The organism is Sinanaerobacter chloroacetimidivorans (assembly GCF_018128545.1).
In the GTDB taxonomy this organism is placed as follows: Bacteria; Bacillota; Clostridia; order Peptostreptococcales; family Anaerovoracaceae; genus Sinanaerobacter; species Sinanaerobacter chloroacetimidivorans.
Genome location: NZ_JAGSND010000001.1, coordinates 530,830 through 551,526, shown reverse-complemented (window position 1 = coordinate 551,526; position 20,697 = coordinate 530,830). Strand labels below are relative to the sequence as shown.

The 20,697-nt window shown below is 43.1% G+C and carries 18 protein-coding genes and 1 other annotated feature; all 18 genes read left to right on the top strand.

Annotation, left to right across the window (positions count from 1 at the left end; all coding sequences use genetic code 11):
* The first annotated feature begins 49 nt into the window (after positions 1–49).
* The 18 genes from KCX82_RS02665 to rpsO all read left to right on the top strand — a co-directional run bounded on the left by KCX82_RS02665 (position 50) and on the right by rpsO (position 20,688).
* A complete protein-coding gene (locus tag KCX82_RS02665) occupies positions 50–511 on the top strand; it encodes an NfeD family protein (RefSeq protein WP_227016886.1) in 462 nt (153 codons plus the stop codon).
* Positions 505–1,464 (top strand): SPFH domain-containing protein, encoded by a 960-nt coding sequence (locus KCX82_RS02660; protein ID WP_227016885.1) that lies wholly within the window; start codon positions 505–507, stop codon positions 1,462–1,464. The genes KCX82_RS02665 and KCX82_RS02660 overlap by 7 nt, the downstream gene beginning before the upstream one ends.
* 35 nt (positions 1,465–1,499) lie before the next feature.
* Complete coding sequence (locus KCX82_RS02655) at positions 1,500–5,282, top strand: PolC-type DNA polymerase III (protein ID WP_227016884.1); 3,783 nt, start codon at positions 1,500–1,502, stop codon at positions 5,280–5,282.
* Positions 5,283–5,548: 266 nt separating this feature from the next.
* Positions 5,549–6,028, top strand: a complete 480-nt coding sequence (locus KCX82_RS02650) for a ribosome maturation factor RimP (protein WP_227016883.1) — start codon at positions 5,549–5,551, stop codon at positions 6,026–6,028.
* 18 nt (positions 6,029–6,046) lie between these two features.
* Entirely contained in the window at positions 6,047–7,174 is a 1,128-nt protein-coding gene (nusA, locus tag KCX82_RS02645; protein ID WP_227016882.1) for a transcription termination factor NusA, read from the top strand.
* A gap of 80 nt (positions 7,175–7,254) precedes the next feature.
* On the top strand, positions 7,255–7,530 hold the full coding sequence (gene rnpM / locus KCX82_RS02640) for an RNase P modulator RnpM (protein WP_227016881.1): 276 nt from the start codon (positions 7,255–7,257) through the stop codon (positions 7,528–7,530).
* Positions 7,514–7,819: a L7Ae/L30e/S12e/Gadd45 family ribosomal protein gene (locus KCX82_RS02635; protein ID WP_227016880.1), complete on the top strand. Its 306-nt coding sequence runs from the start codon at positions 7,514–7,516 to the stop codon at positions 7,817–7,819. The genes rnpM and KCX82_RS02635 overlap by 17 nt, the downstream gene beginning before the upstream one ends.
* A gap of 22 nt (positions 7,820–7,841) precedes the next feature.
* Positions 7,842–10,589: a translation initiation factor IF-2 gene (infB, locus tag KCX82_RS23110; RefSeq protein WP_319633324.1), complete on the top strand. Its 2,748-nt coding sequence runs from the start codon at positions 7,842–7,844 to the stop codon at positions 10,587–10,589.
* A gap of 101 nt (positions 10,590–10,690) precedes the next feature.
* Positions 10,691–11,080: a 30S ribosome-binding factor RbfA gene (gene rbfA / locus KCX82_RS02620; protein ID WP_227016879.1), complete on the top strand. Its 390-nt coding sequence runs from the start codon at positions 10,691–10,693 to the stop codon at positions 11,078–11,080.
* Positions 11,073–12,077 (top strand): DHH family phosphoesterase, encoded by a 1,005-nt coding sequence (locus KCX82_RS02615; protein ID WP_227016878.1) that lies wholly within the window; start codon positions 11,073–11,075, stop codon positions 12,075–12,077. Before rbfA ends, KCX82_RS02615 begins: the two co-directional genes overlap by 8 nt.
* Complete coding sequence (truB, locus tag KCX82_RS02610) at positions 12,074–13,048, top strand: tRNA pseudouridine(55) synthase TruB (RefSeq protein WP_227016877.1); 975 nt, start codon at positions 12,074–12,076, stop codon at positions 13,046–13,048. Before KCX82_RS02615 ends, truB begins: the two co-directional genes overlap by 4 nt.
* Positions 13,049–13,234: 186 nt before the next feature.
* Positions 13,235–14,179 (top strand): bifunctional riboflavin kinase/FAD synthetase, encoded by a 945-nt coding sequence (locus tag KCX82_RS02605; RefSeq protein WP_227016876.1) that lies wholly within the window; start codon positions 13,235–13,237, stop codon positions 14,177–14,179.
* Between the two features lie 85 nt (positions 14,180–14,264).
* Positions 14,265–14,534, top strand: a binding site (T-box leader).
* Positions 14,535–14,601: 67 nt separating this feature from the next.
* A complete protein-coding gene (gene aroF / locus KCX82_RS02600) occupies positions 14,602–15,615 on the top strand; it encodes a 3-deoxy-7-phosphoheptulonate synthase (protein ID WP_227016875.1) in 1,014 nt (337 codons plus the stop codon).
* Between the two features lie 58 nt (positions 15,616–15,673).
* Positions 15,674–16,750, top strand: a complete 1,077-nt coding sequence (aroB, locus tag KCX82_RS02595; protein WP_227016874.1) for a 3-dehydroquinate synthase — start codon at positions 15,674–15,676, stop codon at positions 16,748–16,750.
* 1 nt (position 16,751) lies between these two features.
* Positions 16,752–17,855 (top strand): chorismate synthase, encoded by a 1,104-nt coding sequence (gene aroC, locus KCX82_RS02590; RefSeq protein WP_227016873.1) that lies wholly within the window; start codon positions 16,752–16,754, stop codon positions 17,853–17,855.
* Positions 17,842–18,963 carry a bifunctional chorismate mutase/prephenate dehydratase gene (locus KCX82_RS02585; protein WP_227016872.1) on the top strand — a complete coding sequence of 374 codons (1,122 nt, stop codon included), beginning with the start codon at positions 17,842–17,844 and terminating at the stop codon, positions 18,961–18,963. Before aroC ends, KCX82_RS02585 begins: the two co-directional genes overlap by 14 nt.
* Before the next feature lie 18 nt (positions 18,964–18,981).
* Positions 18,982–20,253, top strand: a complete 1,272-nt coding sequence (aroA, locus tag KCX82_RS02580; RefSeq protein ID WP_227016871.1) for a 3-phosphoshikimate 1-carboxyvinyltransferase — start codon at positions 18,982–18,984, stop codon at positions 20,251–20,253.
* Positions 20,254–20,421: 168 nt separating this feature from the next.
* Positions 20,422–20,688, top strand: coding sequence for a 30S ribosomal protein S15 (rpsO, locus tag KCX82_RS02575; protein WP_227016870.1), 267 nt, complete (start codon positions 20,422–20,424; stop codon positions 20,686–20,688).
* Positions 20,689–20,697 lie beyond the last annotated feature (9 nt).

Below are 20,697 nucleotides of genomic sequence, written 5' to 3'. Positions count from 1 at the left end.
ATGATTCACAATTATAAAAACGTAGTTTTAAAAAGAAAGGGGTGATTTTATGATTCCGGGATTTGAGATGTCCGAACCACTGATTTGGATTCTGATTGCAGTCATTTTTGCTATCATTGAAGGGTTTACCATGGGATTGACCACCATCTGGTTTACGGTGGGCGGTGTAGCGGCCTGCTTTATTGCATTAATCGGAGGTCCATTATTACTACAGGGAGCGGTTTTTCTGGCCGTATCGATCATACTTCTGTACTTCACAAGACCGTTGGCAGAAAAGAGATTGAAAATTGGTCATGAAAAGAACAATATTGATCAGATGATTGGAAAAATTGCGCTGGTAACGGAAGATATTATGCCTTACGGTACGGGCCAGGCAAAGCTGAATGGCCAGATCTGGACTGCCGCATCTTTGGATAATCAAACGCTGCTCAAGGGTCAGGAAGTCAAAGTTGTTAAAATTGAAGGGGTTAAGCTCATTGTTGAGTTGGTGAAAGGAGAAGAAACATGTTAGTCACATCTGGTTTGATTTCAATCTTGGCAATTATTCTTTTAATTGTCATCGCCATTTTTTTAGTTGTAACAAATATACGAATTGTTCCTCAGGCTAGGGCCTATGTTGTAGAGAGATTGGGAGCTTATCATGCAACCTGGCAGGTAGGTCTTCATATAAAAATTCCGCTAATCGATAAAATCGCAAAAAAAGTATCCTTAAAGGAACACGTTATCGATTTTCCGCCTCAGCCTGTCATTACAAAAGATAATGTTACCATGGAAATTGATACGGTTATCTATTTTCAGATTACCGACCCGAAATTATATTCCTATGGTGTGGAAAATCCTATGGCTGCTATAGAAAATTTGACGGCAACTACCTTGCGTAACATTATTGGTGATCTGGAACTCGACGAATCATTGACCAGCAGAGAACATATCAATGCAAAAATCAGGCTGGTACTCGATGAAGCTACCGATCCATGGGGCATTAAGATCAATCGTGTGGAAGTAAAGAACATCGTTCCCCCAAGAGATATTCAGCAGGCAATGGAAAAACAGATGCGTGCGGAGAGAGAAAGACGTGAAGCAATACTTCGTGCGGAAGGAGAAAAGAAATCTGCCATTCTGATTGCCGAAGGTAACAAGGAGTCCGTTATCCTGACTGCGGAAGCCAATAAAGAGTCCATGATTCTGGCGGCAGAAGCGAGGAAGGAAGCGCAGATTAAAGAGGCAGAAGGTCAGGCAGAAGCGATCCTCATGGTGCAAAGAGCTACGGCAGACGGTATCAAAATGCTGGTAGAATCCGATCCAAACCAGAAAGTCATTGCACTGAAGAGTCTGGATGCCTTTACCGCCGCAGCAAACGGAAAAGCAACTAAAATTATTATTCCTTCAGAAATTCAGGGGCTGGCAGGTCTTGCAACCTCGCTTACGGAAATCATGAAGGATGAACCAGAGCAGAAGAAGTAGAAATTTTTATAAGCAAAAATAAACGGAGGCCATCATTGAAGTCATTAATCGAGAATACGATAAGCTGGAACAAGATTGGAAAACACCCAAAAGAATGTTATCAGTATTCACTTGAAAAGGCAGTTGTTTCGAAAGAGACGGCTGTCCTTTCTATGGATATGAGACTTAACTTCGTCGTACCCTATGGTGATGTGGACAGAATCTGCAAGCTTATAAAAAATGAAATTCCTGGGTTAAAAGGTGTCAAAATTCAATTTATATACGTGGACATGATTCTTTCAGAGAATGAAATCTTCAAATTGTATATAGAGCATATGATTGAAGAAATCAACGGAGATTATGCTGCGATAACAAAAACTATATTCCCGCAGGAATTTGATTGTGAAGGCGAAAAGCTGACTATTATGGCATTGGGTGATGTTGCTGTTAAAGAATTGAACGATAAGGTCGCACCCTTATTTGAAAAGCTTTTATATCATAATTTTAACATTCATAAAACGGTTCATTTTGCAAATCATCAGGACACTTATAAAGAAAAAACGGAAGAAATAGCAGCATTGGCCCTGAAAGAGCTGGAGGAAGCCAGCAAAGCACAAAAGACTGCAGCATCTAATGGAAATGGCTCGCAGGGAGTGCAAAAAACAAACGGTGCAAACCCGGGCAGCAATGGTAACGGAGGGAAATGGCAGCGCAGAGATCAAAAAGAAGAACCCATGGTCGGAAATCGAATTATGGGTAAAATGATCAAGGATGAGCCGGTACGCATTTCCTCTATAACCGTAGACAGCGGACAGGTAACAATTGAGGGAATGCTTTTTAGAAAAGAAGCAAGAACGATAAAAAACAATAAAAAACTTGTCACCATCTTGGTAACGGACTTGACAACTTCTATCTGTGTCAAGGTTTTTGCTTCGGAAGAAAAATGGAATGAAATCGACAGCAGCCTCAATCCCGGAAATTATGTGAAAATCAGAGGGGCAGCCGAATTTGACACCTATGAGAATGTTCTTGTAATCATGGGGAAAGATATAGAAAAAACAGAAAAGCCAAGCCGGCAGGATCTTTGCGAAACAAAGAGAGTAGAACTTCATGCGCATACAAAAATGAGCGCCATGGACGGGCTCAATGAAATCAAAGCTTTGGTAAAGACGGCAGCGGAATGGGGTCAGAAAGCCATCGCCATAACCGATCATGGCGTGGTACAGGCTTTTCCTGATGCCCAAAAGGCTGTAAAATACGGCAAGCTTGATATTAAGCTCATTTATGGTCTGGAAGGATATCTGTTTGACGATTCTGATGGGGGAGACGGCAAGATTGATTATAAATCCAAAGGCACCTACCATATTATTCTTTTGGCAAGAACCCAGGAAGGCTTGAAGAATCTCTATAAACTGGTATCCAAATCCCATCTGGAGTATTTTTATAAAAAGCCTAGAATCCCTAAATCCGTACTTTCAAGCTACAGGGAAGGACTGATCATTGGCTCTGCCTGTGAAGCGGGTGAGGTATATCGGAGCATATTACATAAAAAAAGCGAATCCGAAATTGAAAGAATTGCTGATTTTTATGATTATTTGGAGATACAACCATTGGCCAACAACCAGTTTCTGGTAGATAATGGTTCCGTTGCCGATGTCAATGAATTAAAAGAAATCAATAAAAAAATAATAGCCCTTGGAAAAAAACTAGGCAAGCCGATCGTTGCTACTTGTGATGCACATTATGCAAGCCCCGAAGAGTCGTTATACAGGAAAATTCTCATGGCAGGCCAGGGATATAAAGATATCGAAGGAGATAAAGGCCTTTACCTCAGAACCACGGAGGAAATGCTGAAAGAATTTGAATACCTGGGTGAAGAGCTTGCAAAAGAAGTTGTTATCGAGGCGCCCAATTATATTGCAGATCAAATTGAGAAAGTAATGCCGGTTCCAAGCGGTAAGTTTCCTCCTAAAATAGACGGGGCGGAAGAAAAGCTGCGAAATACCTGCATGGAGACAGCCTGGAGCATTTATGGCAATCCCTTACCGGAATTGGTGCAGAAACGTTTGGACCGAGAACTGGATTCCATCATCAATAATGGTTATGCCGTTATGTATGTTTCTGCGGAAATGCTGGTGCAAAAATCACTGTCGGATGGATATCTGGTAGGTTCCAGAGGATCCGTTGGTTCATCCTTCGCCGCTACCATGGGTGGAATTACAGAAGTAAATCCGCTGCCTCCTCATTACATATGCCCGAATCCTGCGTGTAAAAACTCAGAATTTATTCTGGACGGCAGCTATGACTGCGGTATTGATATGCCGGAGAAAAACTGCCCCGAATGCGGTACACTCTATAAAAGAGAGGGCTTTAGCATCCCATTTGAGGTTTTTTTAGGCTTTGAAGGGGATAAAGAGCCTGATATCGACTTGAATTTCGCAGGTGAATATCAGCCTTTTGCCCATAAATATGTGGAAGAAATTTTCGGAAAAGAAAATGTATTCAGGGCAGGGACCATCGGTACTGTAGCCAGCAAAACGGCATATGGTTTTGTAATGAAATATTTTGAGGAGCGACAGCTTCCGGTCAATAAATGGGAGACCGAAAGACTCACGGAATGCTGTACCGGTGTTCGTAGAACGACGGGTCAGCATCCCGGAGGGATCATCATCGTGCCAAGAGGTCATGAAATTTATGAATTCTGTCCGGTACAACATCCTGCAAATGATATGAACACCGATATCATCACAACGCATTTTGATTATCATTCCATTGATGAGAATTTGCTGAAACTTGATATTCTGGGCCACGACGTACCCTCTATGATTCGCCATCTGCAGGATATGACGGGAGTAGACCCTCTGACTGTTCCTTTAAAGGATGAGAAGGTGGACAGCATTTTCAACGGAATAGAAGGGCTGAATATTAAAGATCCTGATTATAAATTTACACACGGAAGTTATGGAATTCCCGAATTTGGGACAAAATTTGTAAGGCAGATGCTGGATGATACCAAACCGTCCATGTTTGCTGATCTGGTACGTATTTCAGGTTTTTCCCACGGCACCGATGTTTGGATTAATAATGCCCAGGATTTTATCAGGAATGGCCAGGCAACCATGAAGGACGCCATTTCTACCCGAGATGACATCATGAACTATCTGATTCATAAAGGTGTACCGAATAAAACTGCCTTTAAGATCATGGAAAATGTCAGAAAAGGTAAAGGAGTAACTCCCGAAGAAGTGGCCATTATGGAAGATAACGACGTGCCGGAATGGTATATTGAATCCTGCAGAAGGATTAAGTACATGTTTCCGAAAGCCCATGCCGTAGCCTATGTGACGATGTCATACAGAATTGCTTATTACAAGGTTTATCATCCTGTTGAGTTTTATGCTGTATTCTTTACAACGAAGGTAAGCGAATTTGATTCCGATACCATTTTAAAAGGACCTGCAGCAGTCAGAAATAAAATGGAACTGATAGAAGCTAAGGGGAAAAATGCTACCAAGAAGGAAGAAGACGAAGTCACGGTATTGGAAGTCGCATATGAGATGTATGCCAGAGGATATGAATTTCTTCCGGCAGAAATAGGGAAATCCGACGCTACGAAGTTCCAGTCCATAGATGGCAAAGTGCTGATACCCTTTGTAGCGCTGTCCGGCGTTGGTGAAAGTGCGGCGAAATCCATTGTGACGGAGTTTGAGAAAAAACCGTTTATATCGGTTGACGACATGAGAAACAGAGCAAAGGTAAATAAAACTGCCATTGAAGCGCTCACGAATCATGGTGTTTTGTCCGGCATTCCTGAATCTGATCAACTATGTCTTTTCTGATCCAACCGGGTTTCTGAATGCACCGGAAGATCCTGTTAAGGAAAGCCTGAAAATGACAAATTTTTCAACTGTCAATGATGCTTTTTTTAATAAAAAGCTTGCAATACCAAGGATTTTATGCTATCCTCAAAGTGTAGTAAAAACTGGACTGGTAAATGCAAAAGAGTGGGCAATCCCACTCTTTCACTTTTGTACCTAAGTAAATTAGATATCATTCCGTTCCGGAATAAATCTATCATGGAGTTTTACTGAAAAAAGGAGTTAACATGGCAAAGAGTAAGATTAAAGATCTGGTTGCCCAGGAACTGGAGACATTCCTTCAGGAGAATGGGTATGAGCTTTATAATGTAGAATTTGTAAAAGAAGCAAAAGATTGGTTTTTACGCGTTTATATTGACAGAGCACAGGGTGCTCCCGGCGGAGGAATCAGCACGGACGATTGTGAAAAAGTGAGCAGATTTCTCAGTGCAAGAATGGATGAGCTGGACCCGATCGAACAAAATTATTATCTTGAGGTTTCTTCTCCCGGTATGGACAGGGCGCTGTTAAAGGAAAGTGACTATGCCAGATTTGCGGGAAATATTGTCGATGTAACTCTTTACCAGGGGATGAATGGGAAAAAGGTCATAACCGGTAAACTGGAAGGGCTCTTCGATGGAATCATAGTCTTACTGGATGAAAAAAATAATAAAATTGAAATACCAATGGAAAAAGCGGCTAAAACGAAACTTGCTGTTATTTTTTAAGGAGGAAAATAGAAAAAAATGAACAGAGAATTTATCAAGGCAGTAGAAGAATTAGAAAAAGAAAAGGAGATTTCAAAAGATCTCTTGATTGAAGCCATCGAATCAGCCCTTGTATCTGCTTACAAGAAAAACTATGGAACCTCTCAGAATGTCAGGGTGAATATTAATAAAGAAACCGGTGATATCGATGTATATATGAGAAAAGATGTAGTAGGGAACGTAGAAGATGATCTTGTTGAAGTTTCACTCGAAGAAGCAAGAGAAATCGATCCCAAATTCGAGGTTGGAGACGTCGTGGAAAAACAGGTGACTCCACGTGACTTCGGCAGAATCGCTGCCCAGACTGCAAAGCAGGTTGTTGTTCAGCGAATCAGAGAAGCAGAACGCGGAATGATTTATGATGATTATTCTAACAAACAGTCTGAGATCGTAACAGGATTGATTCATAGAATCAGCAATGATACGGTTTTTATCAATATGGGAAAAACCGAAGGGATTTTAGCTGCTACGGAGCAGGTACCCGGAGAAAAGTACGTTATTAACAACCGTATTAAGGTTTTTATTATGGATGTAAAAAAGACGACAAAAGGGCCTCAGGTGTATCTGTCAAGATCCCATCCCGGCTTGGTAAAACGGCTCTTTGAACTGGAAGTGCCTGAAATTCAGGACGGCATTGTTGAGATTAAAAGTATTTCAAGGGAAGCTGGTTCCAGAACAAAAATGGCGGTTTATACGGCGGATGAAAACGTAGATCCGGTAGGGGCTTGTGTCGGTGCCAGAGGTACCAGAGTTCAGGCCATTGTGGATGAGCTGTTTGGTGAGAAGATCGATATTATCAATTGGAGTGATGATCCTGAAAAACTGATTAGCAGTGCACTGAGCCCGGCAAAAGTAGAAAAAGTCATCATCAATTCCGAAGGGAAATCGGCTACCGTGGTGGTGCCGGATTATCAGCTTTCCCTTGCCATAGGAAAAGAAGGACAGAATGTCAGACTTGCTGCAAAGCTATGCGGCTGGAAGATCGATATCAAAAGCCATAGCCAATATTTCCCTGACGGTTACGTATCGGATGAAACGGGAGATTTTGAAGCCTATCAAGACGAAGATATGATAGAAGACGATTCAGATATTGTTGAAGTTGAATAATTTTAAATTATTTATTTCCATATTCAAGTACCGTAAAAATGAAACAAAGGCACTAAAATCAGTATAAAGGAGGTGCTTTGATGAAAGCAAAAAAATTACCCATGAGGAGATGTGTTGGCTGTATGGAGTCCAAGCCGAAACGAGAACTGATTCGAATCGTTGCGACGGAAGACGGCCCAAAAGTCGATCTCACGGGGAAGGCAAACGGCAGAGGCGTATACCTTTGTCCTGATACTGAGTGCTTTATAAAGGCAAGAAAGAAAAAGGCAATTAGCAGAAATTTGGAAATTGATATTACAGAAGAGAAATTAGATGAACTGTTCAAGGAGCTAAAGGAGCATGAGAAAAAAGATTGATAGTTATTTTGGCTTTGCAAAAAAATCTAGAAACCTGTTGTCCGGGTATCATACATGCACCTATGGAATTAAGCAAGGCAAGATTAAGCTATTAATCCTTACCGAAGATTTATCAGAGAATACCGTAAAGAAGCTTGCAAAATTATCGGAGGATCATGGAGTCCCAGTGCGTATTTACGGAAAAACAGAGGAACTGTCAAAAATTACAGGAAGTCAGGAACGAGGAGTTTTTGGTATAACAGATGTAAATTTTGCAGATGTAATATTAAAAGAACTAGACAGGGAATAAAAGAAAGAATGGAGGTGTTCTTATGTCCAATATAAAAGTACATGAACTGGCAAAAGAATTGAATATGTCGAGTAAAGATATGTTAGATAAAATAAACGTTATGGGGATCGATGCCAAAAGCCATATGAGCGTATTATCAGATATGGATGTAATTGCAATCAGAAACACTGTGTTGCGGGGCAAAAACGGACCGGAGACAAAAATAGTAAAGGTAGTTCCCAAAAAGGCTGAAGTGCAGCAGGACAAGGAAGAAGTAAAGGTCGTAGTGAAAGCTGCCGCACATCCCAGCGTGAGTCCGGAGAAGACAGCAAAGCCGCAGCCTCAAAGACAGGGTCAAGGACAACAACAAAAAACGACCAATGAAAACCATCAACATAGAACGGTTCAGGAAAATCAGCAGCAGAGGCCGGCTCAAGGGAATCAGCAGCAAAGACCGGCCCAGGGAAGCCAGCAGCAGAGACCGGCTCAAGGGAATCAGCAGCAAAGACCGGCTCAGGGAGGCCAGCAGCAAAGACCAGCCCAAGGAAGCCAGCAGCAGAGAACCCATCAGGGAAATCAGCAGCAGAGATCCCATCAGGGGTATCAGCAGCAGAGACCTAATCAGGGGAATCCTCAGCAGAGACCTAATCAGGGGTATCAGCAGCAGAGACCTGAGCATGGAAACCAACAGCAAAGAACTGAACATGGAAATCAACAGCAAAACAGACAAGGACAGCAGCGAAATATGGAAGGAAATCCGGCACAACAGGTAAGACATGCAGACAATAAACCTTCATCTCAGAAAAATACCGAAGGGAAACAACCTCAACGGTATCACGAGAAGTCAAATGCTCAGCAAAAATCCAATGAAGGAAGACCTCAGCAGCATCAGAAGTCTGAACAAAAGCCAGAACAGAAGTTCCCCAATCAAAAACAAAAACAGAAAAGCAGTCTGCCTCCAATGCAGCAAAAGCCTGTACATCACAAGTCAAAGCCAAAGCCTGCAGAACCGGAGATTAATATGGAAGAGCTGGCACCAGGTACGAAGATCATCAATGTACCGATTACCGTAGCCGGATTTGCCGATCAGATTGAAAAATCAACTTCAGCAGTTATCATGGCTTTGATGAAGCTCGGAATTATGGCCAACATCAATCAAAATCTGGATGAGGATACGGTAGTCCTTCTGGGTGAAGAACTGGGTGTTCCCATTATGGTGGGAAAAGTAGCAGAAGAAGTAGTGGAAGAAGGACTGGAACTCTTTGAGGATAAGGAAGAGGATCTAAAAAGCAGACCCCCTATCATTACCGTTATGGGGCACGTAGACCATGGTAAGACCTCATTGCTTGATGCTATCAGAAAAACAAATGTTACCTCCACTGAATCGGGAGGTATCACACAGCATATCGGAGCATCTGAAGTGTATGCAAACGGTCATAAAATCGTATTTTTGGATACTCCGGGCCATGAGGCCTTTACGGCAATGAGAGCCAGAGGGGCCCATGTGACGGACATAGCGGTACTGGTCGTAGCTGCCGATGACAGCGTAAAACCACAGACCGTAGAAGCCATCAGTCATGCCAAAGCGGCCAATGTTCCGATTATCGTCGCTATTAATAAAATGGATAAACCGGGTGCAGATCCTACCAGAGTCAAGCAGGATCTGACCGAGCATGGAATTCTGATTGAAGAATGGGGCGGAGATACCATCTGCGTACCTGTATCTGCAAAGTCAGGGGAAGGTATCGATACCCTTTTGGAAATGATCCTGCTTCAGGCGGAAGTACTCGAATTAAAGGCAAATCCCAACAGGCTTGCTATGGGAACGGTAATCGAAGCCAGACTTGATAAAACCAAGGGCTCAGTTGCCACCTTGCTTGTTTTGAACGGAACTTTACAGGCGGGTATGAGTGTTGTTGCAGGAACCTGTTCCGGCAGAATTAAAGCTATGACCAATTTCAAGGGTGATACCATCAGAAAAGCCGGACCGGCAACTGCAGTGGAAATTCTTGGTCTGACAGAAGTACCGGAAGCCGGTGACGAATTCAATGCTGTAAAAGAAGATAAAATTGCAAGAGAAATCGCTGAAAATAGAAAACAAAAACTTAGAGAAGAAGTAATGGCCAGAAATTCCAGCGTTACTTTGGAACAGTTATTCAGCCAGATCCAAGAAGGGGAAGTGAAAGAACTGAACCTGATTATCAAAGGTGACGTACAAGGCTCTGTTGGTGCGCTGACCCAGTCTTTGGAGAAGCTGCAGAATGAAAATGTAAAAGTGAAAATTATTCATACCGGAGTCGGAACCGTTACGGAATCAGACATCATGCTGGCGAATACTTCCGGAGCCATTATTATCGCCTTTAACGTAAGACCTAGTACTGCGATTTCCAGCATGGCAGAAAGAGAAAAAATTGAAATCAGAACCTACCGTGTTATTTACGACGTCATTGACGATGTTGAAGCAGCCATGAAAGGCATGCTTGACCCTGTATTTAAAGAAGTGGTTCTGGGCAAGATAGAGATTAGAAATACCTTTAAAGTACCGGGTGTGGGCATCATCGGCGGCGCTTATGTGTTGGAAGGCAAAGTGCTGAGAAATGCCGAGATCAGGCTTGTAAGAGACGGCATCGTCATTCATGAAGGAAAGATTTCATCCTTAAAGAGATTCAAGGATGACGTAAAAGAAGTAAACCACGGCTATGAATGCGGTATTGGTATTGAAAATTATAACGACTTAAAGGAAGGGGACATAATAGAAGCCTTTAAGATGGAAGAGATTGAAAGAAAATAACAAGCAGCAGAAATCTACAAAGTTATATTCGTGATTTCTCTGCATCAGCTCGCTGATGTTTGCCTTTCAAAGCGGGCGAGCTGGGAAACGAGGGATAAACAATGGGAAAAGGCTATAGAAAAGGTCGGCTTGGTGAAGAAATCAGAAGAATTATCAGTGATATGCTGTTAAGAGATATCAAAGATCCGAGGCTCTCTGGATTGGTGAGTATTTCTGCCGTAGATGTTACTGAAGATGGAAGCTATGCCACCGTTTATTTTACGGTTTTTGGAAATGCGAAGGAAGAACCGGACGAAGAGGGAAAAAACGAAGTCCTGGAAGCGTTTAAAAGCGCCAAAGGGCTTATGAAAAGGGAAATCGGAAAACAGATCAAGCTGAGACATGTTCCGGAATTGCTCTTTAAAATGGATACTTCTTTGGAATATGGAAGACATATTTCGAAACTGATCCATGAACTGGGAATAGAAGAATCAGGAAATGAAGATGAGTAATAATACATTGAAAGAAATCGCAGTAAAATTGATGGACGCGAAAACCGTTCTCTTGTATCCCCATATCCTTATGGATGGGGATACTTTAGGTTCCTCTGTGGCACTGTGCAGGGCTCTTAGAAAAGCGGGAAAAACATCCTATATTCTTATAGAAGATGGGATACCTGCCTATCTTTCTTTTCTGGATCAAGGGTATTGCACAAACAACGAAAACATGATAGAAGATCCGGATATCTCCATATCCGTGGATTGCAGTGATATCGACCGTTTCACAGAACGAAAAGAAAAATTCCTCGAGGGGAAACTTCGTATCTGCGTGGATCATCATACCACAAATAACTATTTTGCAGATTTGAACTATATCGATGAACATGCATCGGCAACCGGTGAAATCGTCTATGATTTGATCAATGAGATGGAAGTGGAAATCGATGTGGAAATAGCGGAAGCTTTATATACGGCTATAACCACGGATACTGGAAATTTTCAATACACAAACACAACAAAAAAGACCCATCTGATTACTGCCGAGCTCTTTGATATTGGTATTGATCTGGAGAAAGTCAGTGTTGAACTCTATCAGAATATCCGGCATGAAAAGCTGAAAATAACCAAGGAAGTACTGAATACCATTGAAATGATCGGCGGAGGGAAAGCGGATATCGCGTACGTAACCCAGGAAATGCTTGCAAAGACTGGAGCTTCCATGGATGAGACGGAAGGTATCATTGAAACGCTTCGAAATATCAGCGGAGTAGAGATCGCTGCCTTCTTGAAGGAAAACGATGGGAACCACATTAAAGTGGGCCTTCGATCCAAAACCTATGCAGACGTTTCTTCCATCGCACAATCCTTTGGAGGAGGCGGACATATTAAAGCTGCCGGCTGCACTTTATATACAACATTAGAGGATGCAAAGCGGCAGATTTCCGATGCCATTGTCAGCTATCTGGAGACAGTGAAAATAGAAGAAATGAAAGAACAGGCGGAAACATGATTAGAGACGGAATCATAAATCTTTTGAAACCTGCGGGGATGACTTCCCATGATGGAGTGCAGATATTGAGGCGGCTATCGGGTATTAAAAGAATCGGCCATACCGGAACCTTGGATCCTATGGCAGTAGGGGTACTTCCCCTTTGCATTGGAAGTGCTGCAAGAATTACCGAATATTTGGATCTTGATTATAAAAAGTATCGTTGTGAAATGCAGTTGGGGCTTGTGACAGATACTCAGGATATCTGGGGCACCATACTAAGTGATCACCGGGAAGATGGAAAGAAGTTCAGCGAAGCTGAAATCCTCGAGGCTTTTAAGCCTTTCCGAGGGCAGATTTTGCAGCTGCCGCCGAATTATTCAGCCGTTAGAGTCAATGGCAGAAGATTATATGAGTATGCCAGACAAGGGGAAACGGTGGAAGTAAAACCCAGGTTGGTTGACATAAAATCTTTAAGTGTAATCCAAATGGATCTCGACTCCGGCCGTATTACTTTTGACGTAGAGTGCTCAAAAGGTACTTACATACGTACAATATGTCAGGATGTCGGCGAACAATTGGGGTGCGGAGCTGTTATGAGTTGTCTGATCAGAACAGCAAGCGGTATCTTCACTTTGGAAAATACGGTGACACTGGAGGAACTTGCAGAAGGCCCACTGGATCGATATATATTGGATACGGATTATCCTCTGGTTCATTTCGGACGGGCAGCAGTAAGTGAAGAAAGAGGAAAATGGTTCGTGAACGGAGGACATTTAAGGATGTCTGAAGTGAAAATAGAAAAAGAACCTGAATTTAAAGACTCTGAACAAGGATTAGATATCAGAGAAGAATATAAAATGGCTTATAATATTTATTTGGATCAGCCACAGGGAAGTAAAGACGTAACAAATGGATTTTTGGGAGTAGCCTTTTATAATAAACAATATAAAAAATTAGTCCCCGACAAGATTTTTCTCAGGCAGGGCTGAAAGCCATGCCGCCTAGAAAATCAGTCCAGGGCCGTGGGGATTCTCAAAAAGCTAAAAAATAGAATCCCAGGAATCGGGCAAGATTTTTCTCAGGCAGGGCTGAAAGCCATGCCGCCTAGAAAAATCAGTCCAGGACCGTGGGGATTCCTGAAAATCGGACAAGACTTTTGATAAGGGTGTTAGCAAATGAAACTATTTAACTCATTGGAAGAAATCAAGAATATCAAAGAAACAGTAGTGGCTCTTGGAAATTTTGACGGTGTACATAAGGGACATCAGGAATTGATCAGAAGAACCGTAAAGAGTGCGAAGATGGCGGGGCTGAAAAGTGCTGTGTTCACCTTTCGCAACCATCCAAAGAATGTTCTGTCAGGGAAACCTGTAATTAAAAATATTTTGTACTTGGAAGACAAAGCCGCCATTATCAAATCCCTGGGAGTGGACTATCTATTCTCCTTGGAATTTGATGAAGAAATCCAGCATATGTCAGCCGAAGATTTTATACAGAAACTGCTCCTTGATGCCTTTAAAATGAGAGAAGCCTATTGCGGCTTTAATTATCATTTCGGCTATCAAGCGGAAGGAAATCCTGAAATTTTGATGAAAGCAGGACTCCGGGAGGGCTTTGGAATTCATGTACTGGAGCCGTTCCGCATCGACGGAAATCTTGTGAGCAGTACCTTTATCAGAAATCTGATCGAGGAAGGGAAAGTCGGAGAATGTATGAAATATATGGGCCGGAATTATTCCGTCGGCGGTGAAGTGGTGGTCGGCAATCGAATCGGCAGGACCATCGGATTTCCTACTTCCAATATTCTGATAGATGAGACTATGGTAACCCCTGCACATGGCGTATATGTAACCTATTGCTGCTACAATGGGGTAAAATATCATGGAGTAACAAATGTAGGGATAAAACCTACAATTGGAGATAATAAAAAAAATATTGAAACACATATTTTCCATTTTAATAAGGATCTTTACGGTAAGGAAATCCGAATCGAATTTTTAGAAAAGATCCGGTCGGAAATTAAATTTAACAATGTGGACGAGCTGGCAGAGCAAATCAGAAAAGACTGCATGGAAGCGAAGCTCTATCATCAGCAGCATGATAAGGACATTATATTATAGTTTTATCTTTCTTCTTTTTTTGTTAAAATGAAAAATTTACTTGACAAATGATGCAATAGAAGATAGCATAATACCAATAATAGTGAAAAAGGCTATGATAGAGGAAAGTAGGAATAAGGAACCTACCAGGGATTATCCATCGTTGACTGGAAGTGGATATTTGGCAAATTATTTTGAAGTTCCCTCTTGAGCTCCAGGCTGAACGATTGCAGTAGGCTATGGCGTAATCCCACGTTATAGGGATAGAATATCAAGCATAGAAACAGTGCTTTGTATTTGAAACGAGTGCAGTACTTTTTGTACTGAATTTGGGTGGTAACGCGGAAGCTATCAATAATAACCTTTCGTCCCTTTGTAGGGACGGAAGGTTTTTTGTATTCAGGGACTTTTTTGCTAGAAATAACAGTAAAGGAGAATAGAACATGATTATCGTATTAAAAAATGGAACCTCACAAGAGGACATCAACAAAATTGCGGGGTGGCTCAGCCGATACAATGTAGAGGTGAGTCCCATCGTCGGAGCGCAGATGACGGTTTTGGGTCTTGTAGGGGATACCTCCTCCGTGGACACAAGTTCCGCTTATCTTTCTGATCATGTAGATAAAATTATTAAGATACAGGAACCGTATAAAAGGGCAAACAGAAAAATGCATCCTGAAGATACCATCGTCACCGTAGGCGGAGTACCCGTGGGAGGCAAAAAAATTGTTGTTATGGCAGGGCCCTGCTCTGTGGAGGGAGAGGAGCAAATCATTGATATTGCAAAGCATATCAAGCAGTCAGGTGCAACCATCATCCGAGGAGGAGCCTGGAAACCAAGATCCTCCCCTTATTCCTTCCAGGGCTTGAAAGCAGAGGGACTGGATCTTCTTAATATTGCTAAAGCGGAAACAGGGCTGCCCATTGTTACAGAGATTACCAACCCTGGTCATGTGGAAAAATTCATCGGAAAAGTGGATTGCTTTCAGGTGGGTGCCAGAAACATGCAAAATTTCGAACTGCTCATTGAACTTGGAAAAGCGAGAATTCCGGTACTCTTGAAGCGTGGATTTTCAAACACTCTGGAAGAATTTCTCATGTCTGCGGAATATATTTTGAGCGGCGGCAATGAAAATGTGATATTATGTGAAAGAGGGATTCGTACCAACGAAACCTTTACCAGAAATACGCTGGACATCAGTGCAATACCAGCCCTTAAGAAATTGAGTCATTTACCGGTCATCATAGATCCATCCCATGCTTCCGGAAAATCCTGGATGGTGGAATCCCTTTCCATGGCAGCAATTGCAGCAGGAGCAGATGGATTGATGATTGAAGTACACAATGATCCGCCGAATGCTTTAAGCGATGGGGCGCAAAGCTTAACCTACGAGATGTTTAACAGTACAATGAAGAAAATTGGGGCTATTGCCGAAGTAGTAGACAGAGAACTGTAATTAGATATTGAAAATATAGAATTGAAAATAAATGAGATTGTGAACAAAAGAGGTATCGATGAAAGAATTAATACTGAATGGAAGCCGGAATACATCGAGAATATTTATAGATAAAGGACTGCTTCAGCAAGCTGCTGACCTATGCCTTGCAGATTTGTCAACTGAGGATCAGCCATCGAAAATATGCATGATCAGCGATACTAATGTGGCACCGGTCTATCTGGAAGTACTTACTGAGCAATGGGAACCTCGGGGATTTGAAGTATGCAGTCATATCATAACGGCCGGTGAGGAATATAAGACTCTGCAAACGGTATCTGAAATCTATGAAACACTGAGCAGAAATCAGCTTGGAAGGAAGGATATGATCATTGCCCTGGGAGGCGGTGTCATCGGAGATATTGCAGGGTTTGCAGCTGCTACGTACTTAAGGGGGATCCGACATCTGATTCAGATCCCTACAACGTTACTGGCTCAGGTGGATTCATCCGTAGGCGGCAAATGCGGAGTGGATTTGCCAACAGGGAAAAATCTGGTTGGGGCATTCCGCCAGCCTGATAAAGTAATCATAGACATGAATGTTCTATCCACTCTTTCCCGGGAAATCTTTTCATCGGGATTGGCTGAAGTCATTAAATACGGCTGTATCTGGGACCCGGAAATTCTGGAACTGCTGTCAGCAGATGAACTGCAGAGAAATCTGGAAGAGATCGTCACAAGATGTGTCAAAATTAAAATCCATGTGGTAGAAGAAGATGAGACCGAAGAAGGTCTTCGCAGAATATTGAACTTTGGCCATACCATCGGGCATGCCGTTGAAATGCTGGGAGATTTTACCCGGTTTTCACATGGGGAAGCAGTTGCTGTCGGAATGGTGGCAGCTGTTAAAATGGGAGAAGCTTTCGAAATCACAAAAAAAGGCACGTTGCAAAATCTGACGGCCGTTCTGAAGAAGTTTGACCTTCCGACGGATATCCCCTACAACAGGAAGGACTTATACGGGGCTTTATTGACTGATAAGAAAAAACAGGGTGACTGCATTCATTTTATACACATTGAAGAGCCAGGAAAAACCAGACAGGTAAAAATGCCTGTATTAGAATTAAAAGAAATGATGAAAGTGTTAGGTGATTAAGATGGGAAGCACTTGGGGCAATCAATTAAAAATATCAATATACGGAGAATCCCATGGAAAGGCAATTGGCGTTGTAATTGATGGTTTTCCTGCCGGTTTTCGTCCCGATATGAACTTCATTTCAAGAGAAATGAAGAGAAGAGCGCCGGGAACCAGCAAGCTTACCACCAGCAGAAAAGAGGAAGACCTACCGGAACTTCTGTCCGGTTTTTACGATGGGATCACCACCGGAGCACCAATCTGCATCACCATCTATAATCAGGATATGCACAGCAAGGATTATGAAGGGCTGAGAACCGTACCAAGGCCAGGTCACAGCGATTATACCGGTCAGCTCAGATACAGAGGTTATAACGACATTCGGGGGGGCGGACACTTTTCGGGCAGGCTGACGGCACCTCTTGTATTTGCCGGTGCTTTATGCAAAGATTTTCTGAAACAAAGCAGAAAGATTACAATAGGCTCCCATCTGTATCAGGTGGGTTCCATCGCGGATCTGCCTTTCGACCCGACCTCCGTGAAAGCTGCACAGCTGGAGAAACTTCAAGGGGAAACCGTACCGCTTCTTGACGAAACCCTTCTGCCTCAAATAATAGAGCAGGTAGATTCGGCGAGAATGGAACTGGATTCTCTCGGCGGTATCGTGGAATGTGCCATCATCGGTGCCGGAGAGGGCATCGGAAGTCCCATGTTTCAAAATGTGGAAAGCAGGATTGCTTCTCTTTTATACGGTGTACCCGCTGTCAAAGGGATCGAATTCGGCCTGGGATTTGACTTTGCCGGTAAGAAAGGTTCCGAAGTCAACGACTGCTTTATGTTGCAGGAAGATCAAAAGATCGGAACAAAAACCAATTACAACGGCGGGATTTTAGGAGGCATCACCACGGGTATGCCGATTCTGTTCAAGACGGTTTTTAAGCCTACCCCGTCTATCTCAAGAAAGCAGGACACCTTGAACATCAAAACTGGGCTGGAAGAGAATTTGGAAATACATGGAAGACATGATCCCTGCATTGCGCTGAGGGCTCCGGTTGTAGTTGAAGCTGCGGCAGCTGTTGCAATGATGGATCTGTATTTGGAGGCATATGGCTATGACGCTGGATGAAATCAGAAAAGAAATTGATGAAATAGATATACAAATGAAAGAATTGTTTCAGCGGCGGATGAAAGCAGCTGAACGAGTAGCGGAAAGTAAATTCAGAACCAAAGACAAAATATTAAAACCCGAGCGGGAAGAACAGGTGATCAGACAGCTGACTGCCGGGCTTGACAAAGAATTGGAACAGGAATATATCTCCTTTGTCAAAAAGATGATGGAAGTCAGCAGAACCCATCAATATAAGAAGACTATTATACTTGGCGCTGCCTTTGAAATTGCCTGTCAGAAGGAAGAATTGCCAGTCAGGCAGGTCTGCTATCAGGGGCTTCCGGGCTCCTATTCCGAAATGGCTGCGGGCTCCATGTTCCCGAACTGTCAATATACCGCTGTTTCCACCTTTGAGGATGTTTTCAGCCAGGTCAGTGAGGGCAGCTCGGATATTGGCATCGTTCCTCTGGAAAACACCACGGCCGGAGGGGTCTACGAGGTGTATGATCTGCTTCTGAAATACAATCTTTACATTAACTGCAGTGATATCGTAAAGGTAGAACATTGCCTTGCGGGAATCAAAGGGGCGTCATTGGAAGATATCAAAGAAGTCTATTCCCATCCCCAGGCCATTCTGCAAAGCAAGGAATTTTTAAAGAGCAGAGGGATTACGGCTAAGGTAAGCAGCAATACGGCAGTTGCGGCCCAGGATGTTTTTCGTGAGAATGACCTGGGAAGAGGAGCTATCTGCTCCATAGCAGCGGCAAAGCGATACGGCTTGAACATCCTCATAGAAGGAATTAATCACAATAAAGAAAATGCGACAAAATTTGTAGCTGTTTCAAAGCATCTCATTTCTAGACCTAACCACAACAGAATCGCATTGGTTTTTGCCTGTTCCCACAGAAGCGGAAGCCTTGCCAGTGTCCTCGGAATATTCGGGGATTACGGTGTCAATCTCACCGAAATCCATTCCAGACCGGACGGTAAGCACGCCTGGGAATATTTATTTTACGTAGATTTTACTGGGAACCTTCAGGATGAAAGAATGCGGGTGCTTTTTTATCAGCTGACAGAGGAACTCCCTTATGTAAAAATACTGGGAAGCTACGAAAGCAAGCAGTAACAGGAGATAAAGAAAATCATGGAAATTAGAGCATCAAAAGGCTTGCAGGGTCAGATAACCCCTGCATCGGATAAATCAATCTCCCATCGTTCCGTCATGATGGGAGCCATCGCAAAAGGCGTCACTCTTGTAGACAATTTTCTCATGGGGGAGGACTGCTTATCTACCATTGATTGTTTCCGCAAAATGGGTACGGAGATCAGTATCAGCGGAGATCAGGTGAAAGTCCGGGGAAACGGGCTCCATGGCCTGAAAAAACCCCAAGAGCTTCTTTATACGGGCAACTCCGGCACCACCACCAGACTGCTGTGCGGGCTTCTCGCTCCTCAGCGCTTTCAAAGCGTTCTGGACGGAGACGCTTCGATCCGGAAACGGCCCATGAACCGTGTTATCGAGCCCCTAATAAAAATGGGAGCCAAAATATCGGGAATCAACGGCGGATATACTCCTATTACCATCGAAGGTACTCAGCTCCATGGAATTGAATATCCGCTGCCGGTAGCCAGCGCACAATTGAAATCGGCATTGATTTTAGCAGGTCTTTATGCGGACGGAAAGACTCTGATTACAGAGCCGAAACCATCCAGGAACCATACGGAGCTGATGATCAACGGTTTTGGAGGAAAGGTAAGCACGCAGGAGAACCGGATCCTGGTAGAGCCAACAGAGGAATTGTATTCCTGCGATCTCACTGTACCGGGAGATATCTCTTCCGCAGCCTTTTTCATGGTTGCCGCATTGATCGTTCCGAATTCGGAAATCCTGATCAAAAATGTCGGACTGAATGAAACGAGAACAGGAATTCTGGATGTGCTGCAGGCAATGGGCGGTCAGATCGAAGTTACCATGTATGGCAATACCATAGAGCCGGCCGGAGATATTCTTGTGAAATCTTCTTCGCTTCATGGTACGGAGATTGGCGGCAGTTTGATTCCAAGACTCATTGACGAACTGCCGGTGCTTGCTGTTGCCGCCGCCTTTGCCGAGGGGACCACCATGATCAAGGATGCCGAAGAGTTGAAAGTAAAGGAATCCAACCGCATTGAAGCTATGGCGGCAGAATTGACCAAAGCAGGGGTGTCCGTGACCACCACGGAAGACGGTATGATCATCCGGGGGGGCTGCCCCATTCACGGTGCGGAATTTGAAAGCTATCAGGATCACCGCATTGCCATGTCCATGGCTGTACTGGCGCTTGCTGCGGAAGGAAGCAGCCGGATCAAGGACCCTCAGTGTATTCAAATATCTTATCCGGGCTTCTTTGAAACTTTGAAATCTGTTCAACGCTGAGAATTTGATTAGAACTCTTGTAAATTGGCTATAATATCTGTGACAAAAGACTTTACAAGCATCGGCGTATGTGTTAGTATGTATTGTCAATAGTTACCTTTTGCTGAGCCCTACGACTCTCCGACGTAGTACACGGCTAAAGGTGAAAGAAGAAAAGGAGATAAGAAAATGATTGACCAGGCAAAAAAAGCAGAAATTATTAACGAGTACAAAACAAAAGAAGGAGACACAGGTTCTCCTGAGGTTCAGGTTGCGATTCTTACTTTCAGAATCAATGATTTGAATGAGCACTTAAAAATCCATAAAAAAGACCATCACTCAAGAAGAGGCCTTTTAAAAATGGTAGGTCAGAGAAGAAACCTTCTTAATTACCTGAAGAACAAGGATCTAGATCGATACAGAAACTTGATTGCTCGTTTGGGATTAAGAAAATAATTCAAAGAA

Coding starts and splice junctions, on each gene's coding strand:
- KCX82_RS02665 (WP_227016886.1), top strand. CDS start 50: ATGATTCCGGGATTTGAGATGTCCGAACCACTGATTTGGATTCTGATT.
- KCX82_RS02660 (WP_227016885.1), top strand. CDS start 505: ATGTTAGTCACATCTGGTTTGATTTCAATCTTGGCAATTATTCTTTTA.
- KCX82_RS02650 (WP_227016883.1), top strand. CDS start 5,549: ATGGCAAAGAGTAAGATTAAAGATCTGGTTGCCCAGGAACTGGAGACA.
- nusA (WP_227016882.1), top strand. CDS start 6,047: ATGAACAGAGAATTTATCAAGGCAGTAGAAGAATTAGAAAAAGAAAAG.
- rnpM (WP_227016881.1), top strand. CDS start 7,255: ATGAAAGCAAAAAAATTACCCATGAGGAGATGTGTTGGCTGTATGGAG.
- KCX82_RS02635 (WP_227016880.1), top strand. CDS start 7,514: ATGAGAAAAAAGATTGATAGTTATTTTGGCTTTGCAAAAAAATCTAGA.
- infB (WP_319633324.1), top strand. CDS start 7,842: ATGTCCAATATAAAAGTACATGAACTGGCAAAAGAATTGAATATGTCG.
- rbfA (WP_227016879.1), top strand. CDS start 10,691: ATGGGAAAAGGCTATAGAAAAGGTCGGCTTGGTGAAGAAATCAGAAGA.
- KCX82_RS02615 (WP_227016878.1), top strand. CDS start 11,073: ATGAGTAATAATACATTGAAAGAAATCGCAGTAAAATTGATGGACGCG.
- truB (WP_227016877.1), top strand. CDS start 12,074: ATGATTAGAGACGGAATCATAAATCTTTTGAAACCTGCGGGGATGACT.
- KCX82_RS02605 (WP_227016876.1), top strand. CDS start 13,235: ATGAAACTATTTAACTCATTGGAAGAAATCAAGAATATCAAAGAAACA.
- aroF (WP_227016875.1), top strand. CDS start 14,602: ATGATTATCGTATTAAAAAATGGAACCTCACAAGAGGACATCAACAAA.
- aroB (WP_227016874.1), top strand. CDS start 15,674: ATGAAAGAATTAATACTGAATGGAAGCCGGAATACATCGAGAATATTT.
- aroC (WP_227016873.1), top strand. CDS start 16,752: ATGGGAAGCACTTGGGGCAATCAATTAAAAATATCAATATACGGAGAA.
- KCX82_RS02585 (WP_227016872.1), top strand. CDS start 17,842: ATGACGCTGGATGAAATCAGAAAAGAAATTGATGAAATAGATATACAA.
- aroA (WP_227016871.1), top strand. CDS start 18,982: ATGGAAATTAGAGCATCAAAAGGCTTGCAGGGTCAGATAACCCCTGCA.
- rpsO (WP_227016870.1), top strand. CDS start 20,422: ATGATTGACCAGGCAAAAAAAGCAGAAATTATTAACGAGTACAAAACA.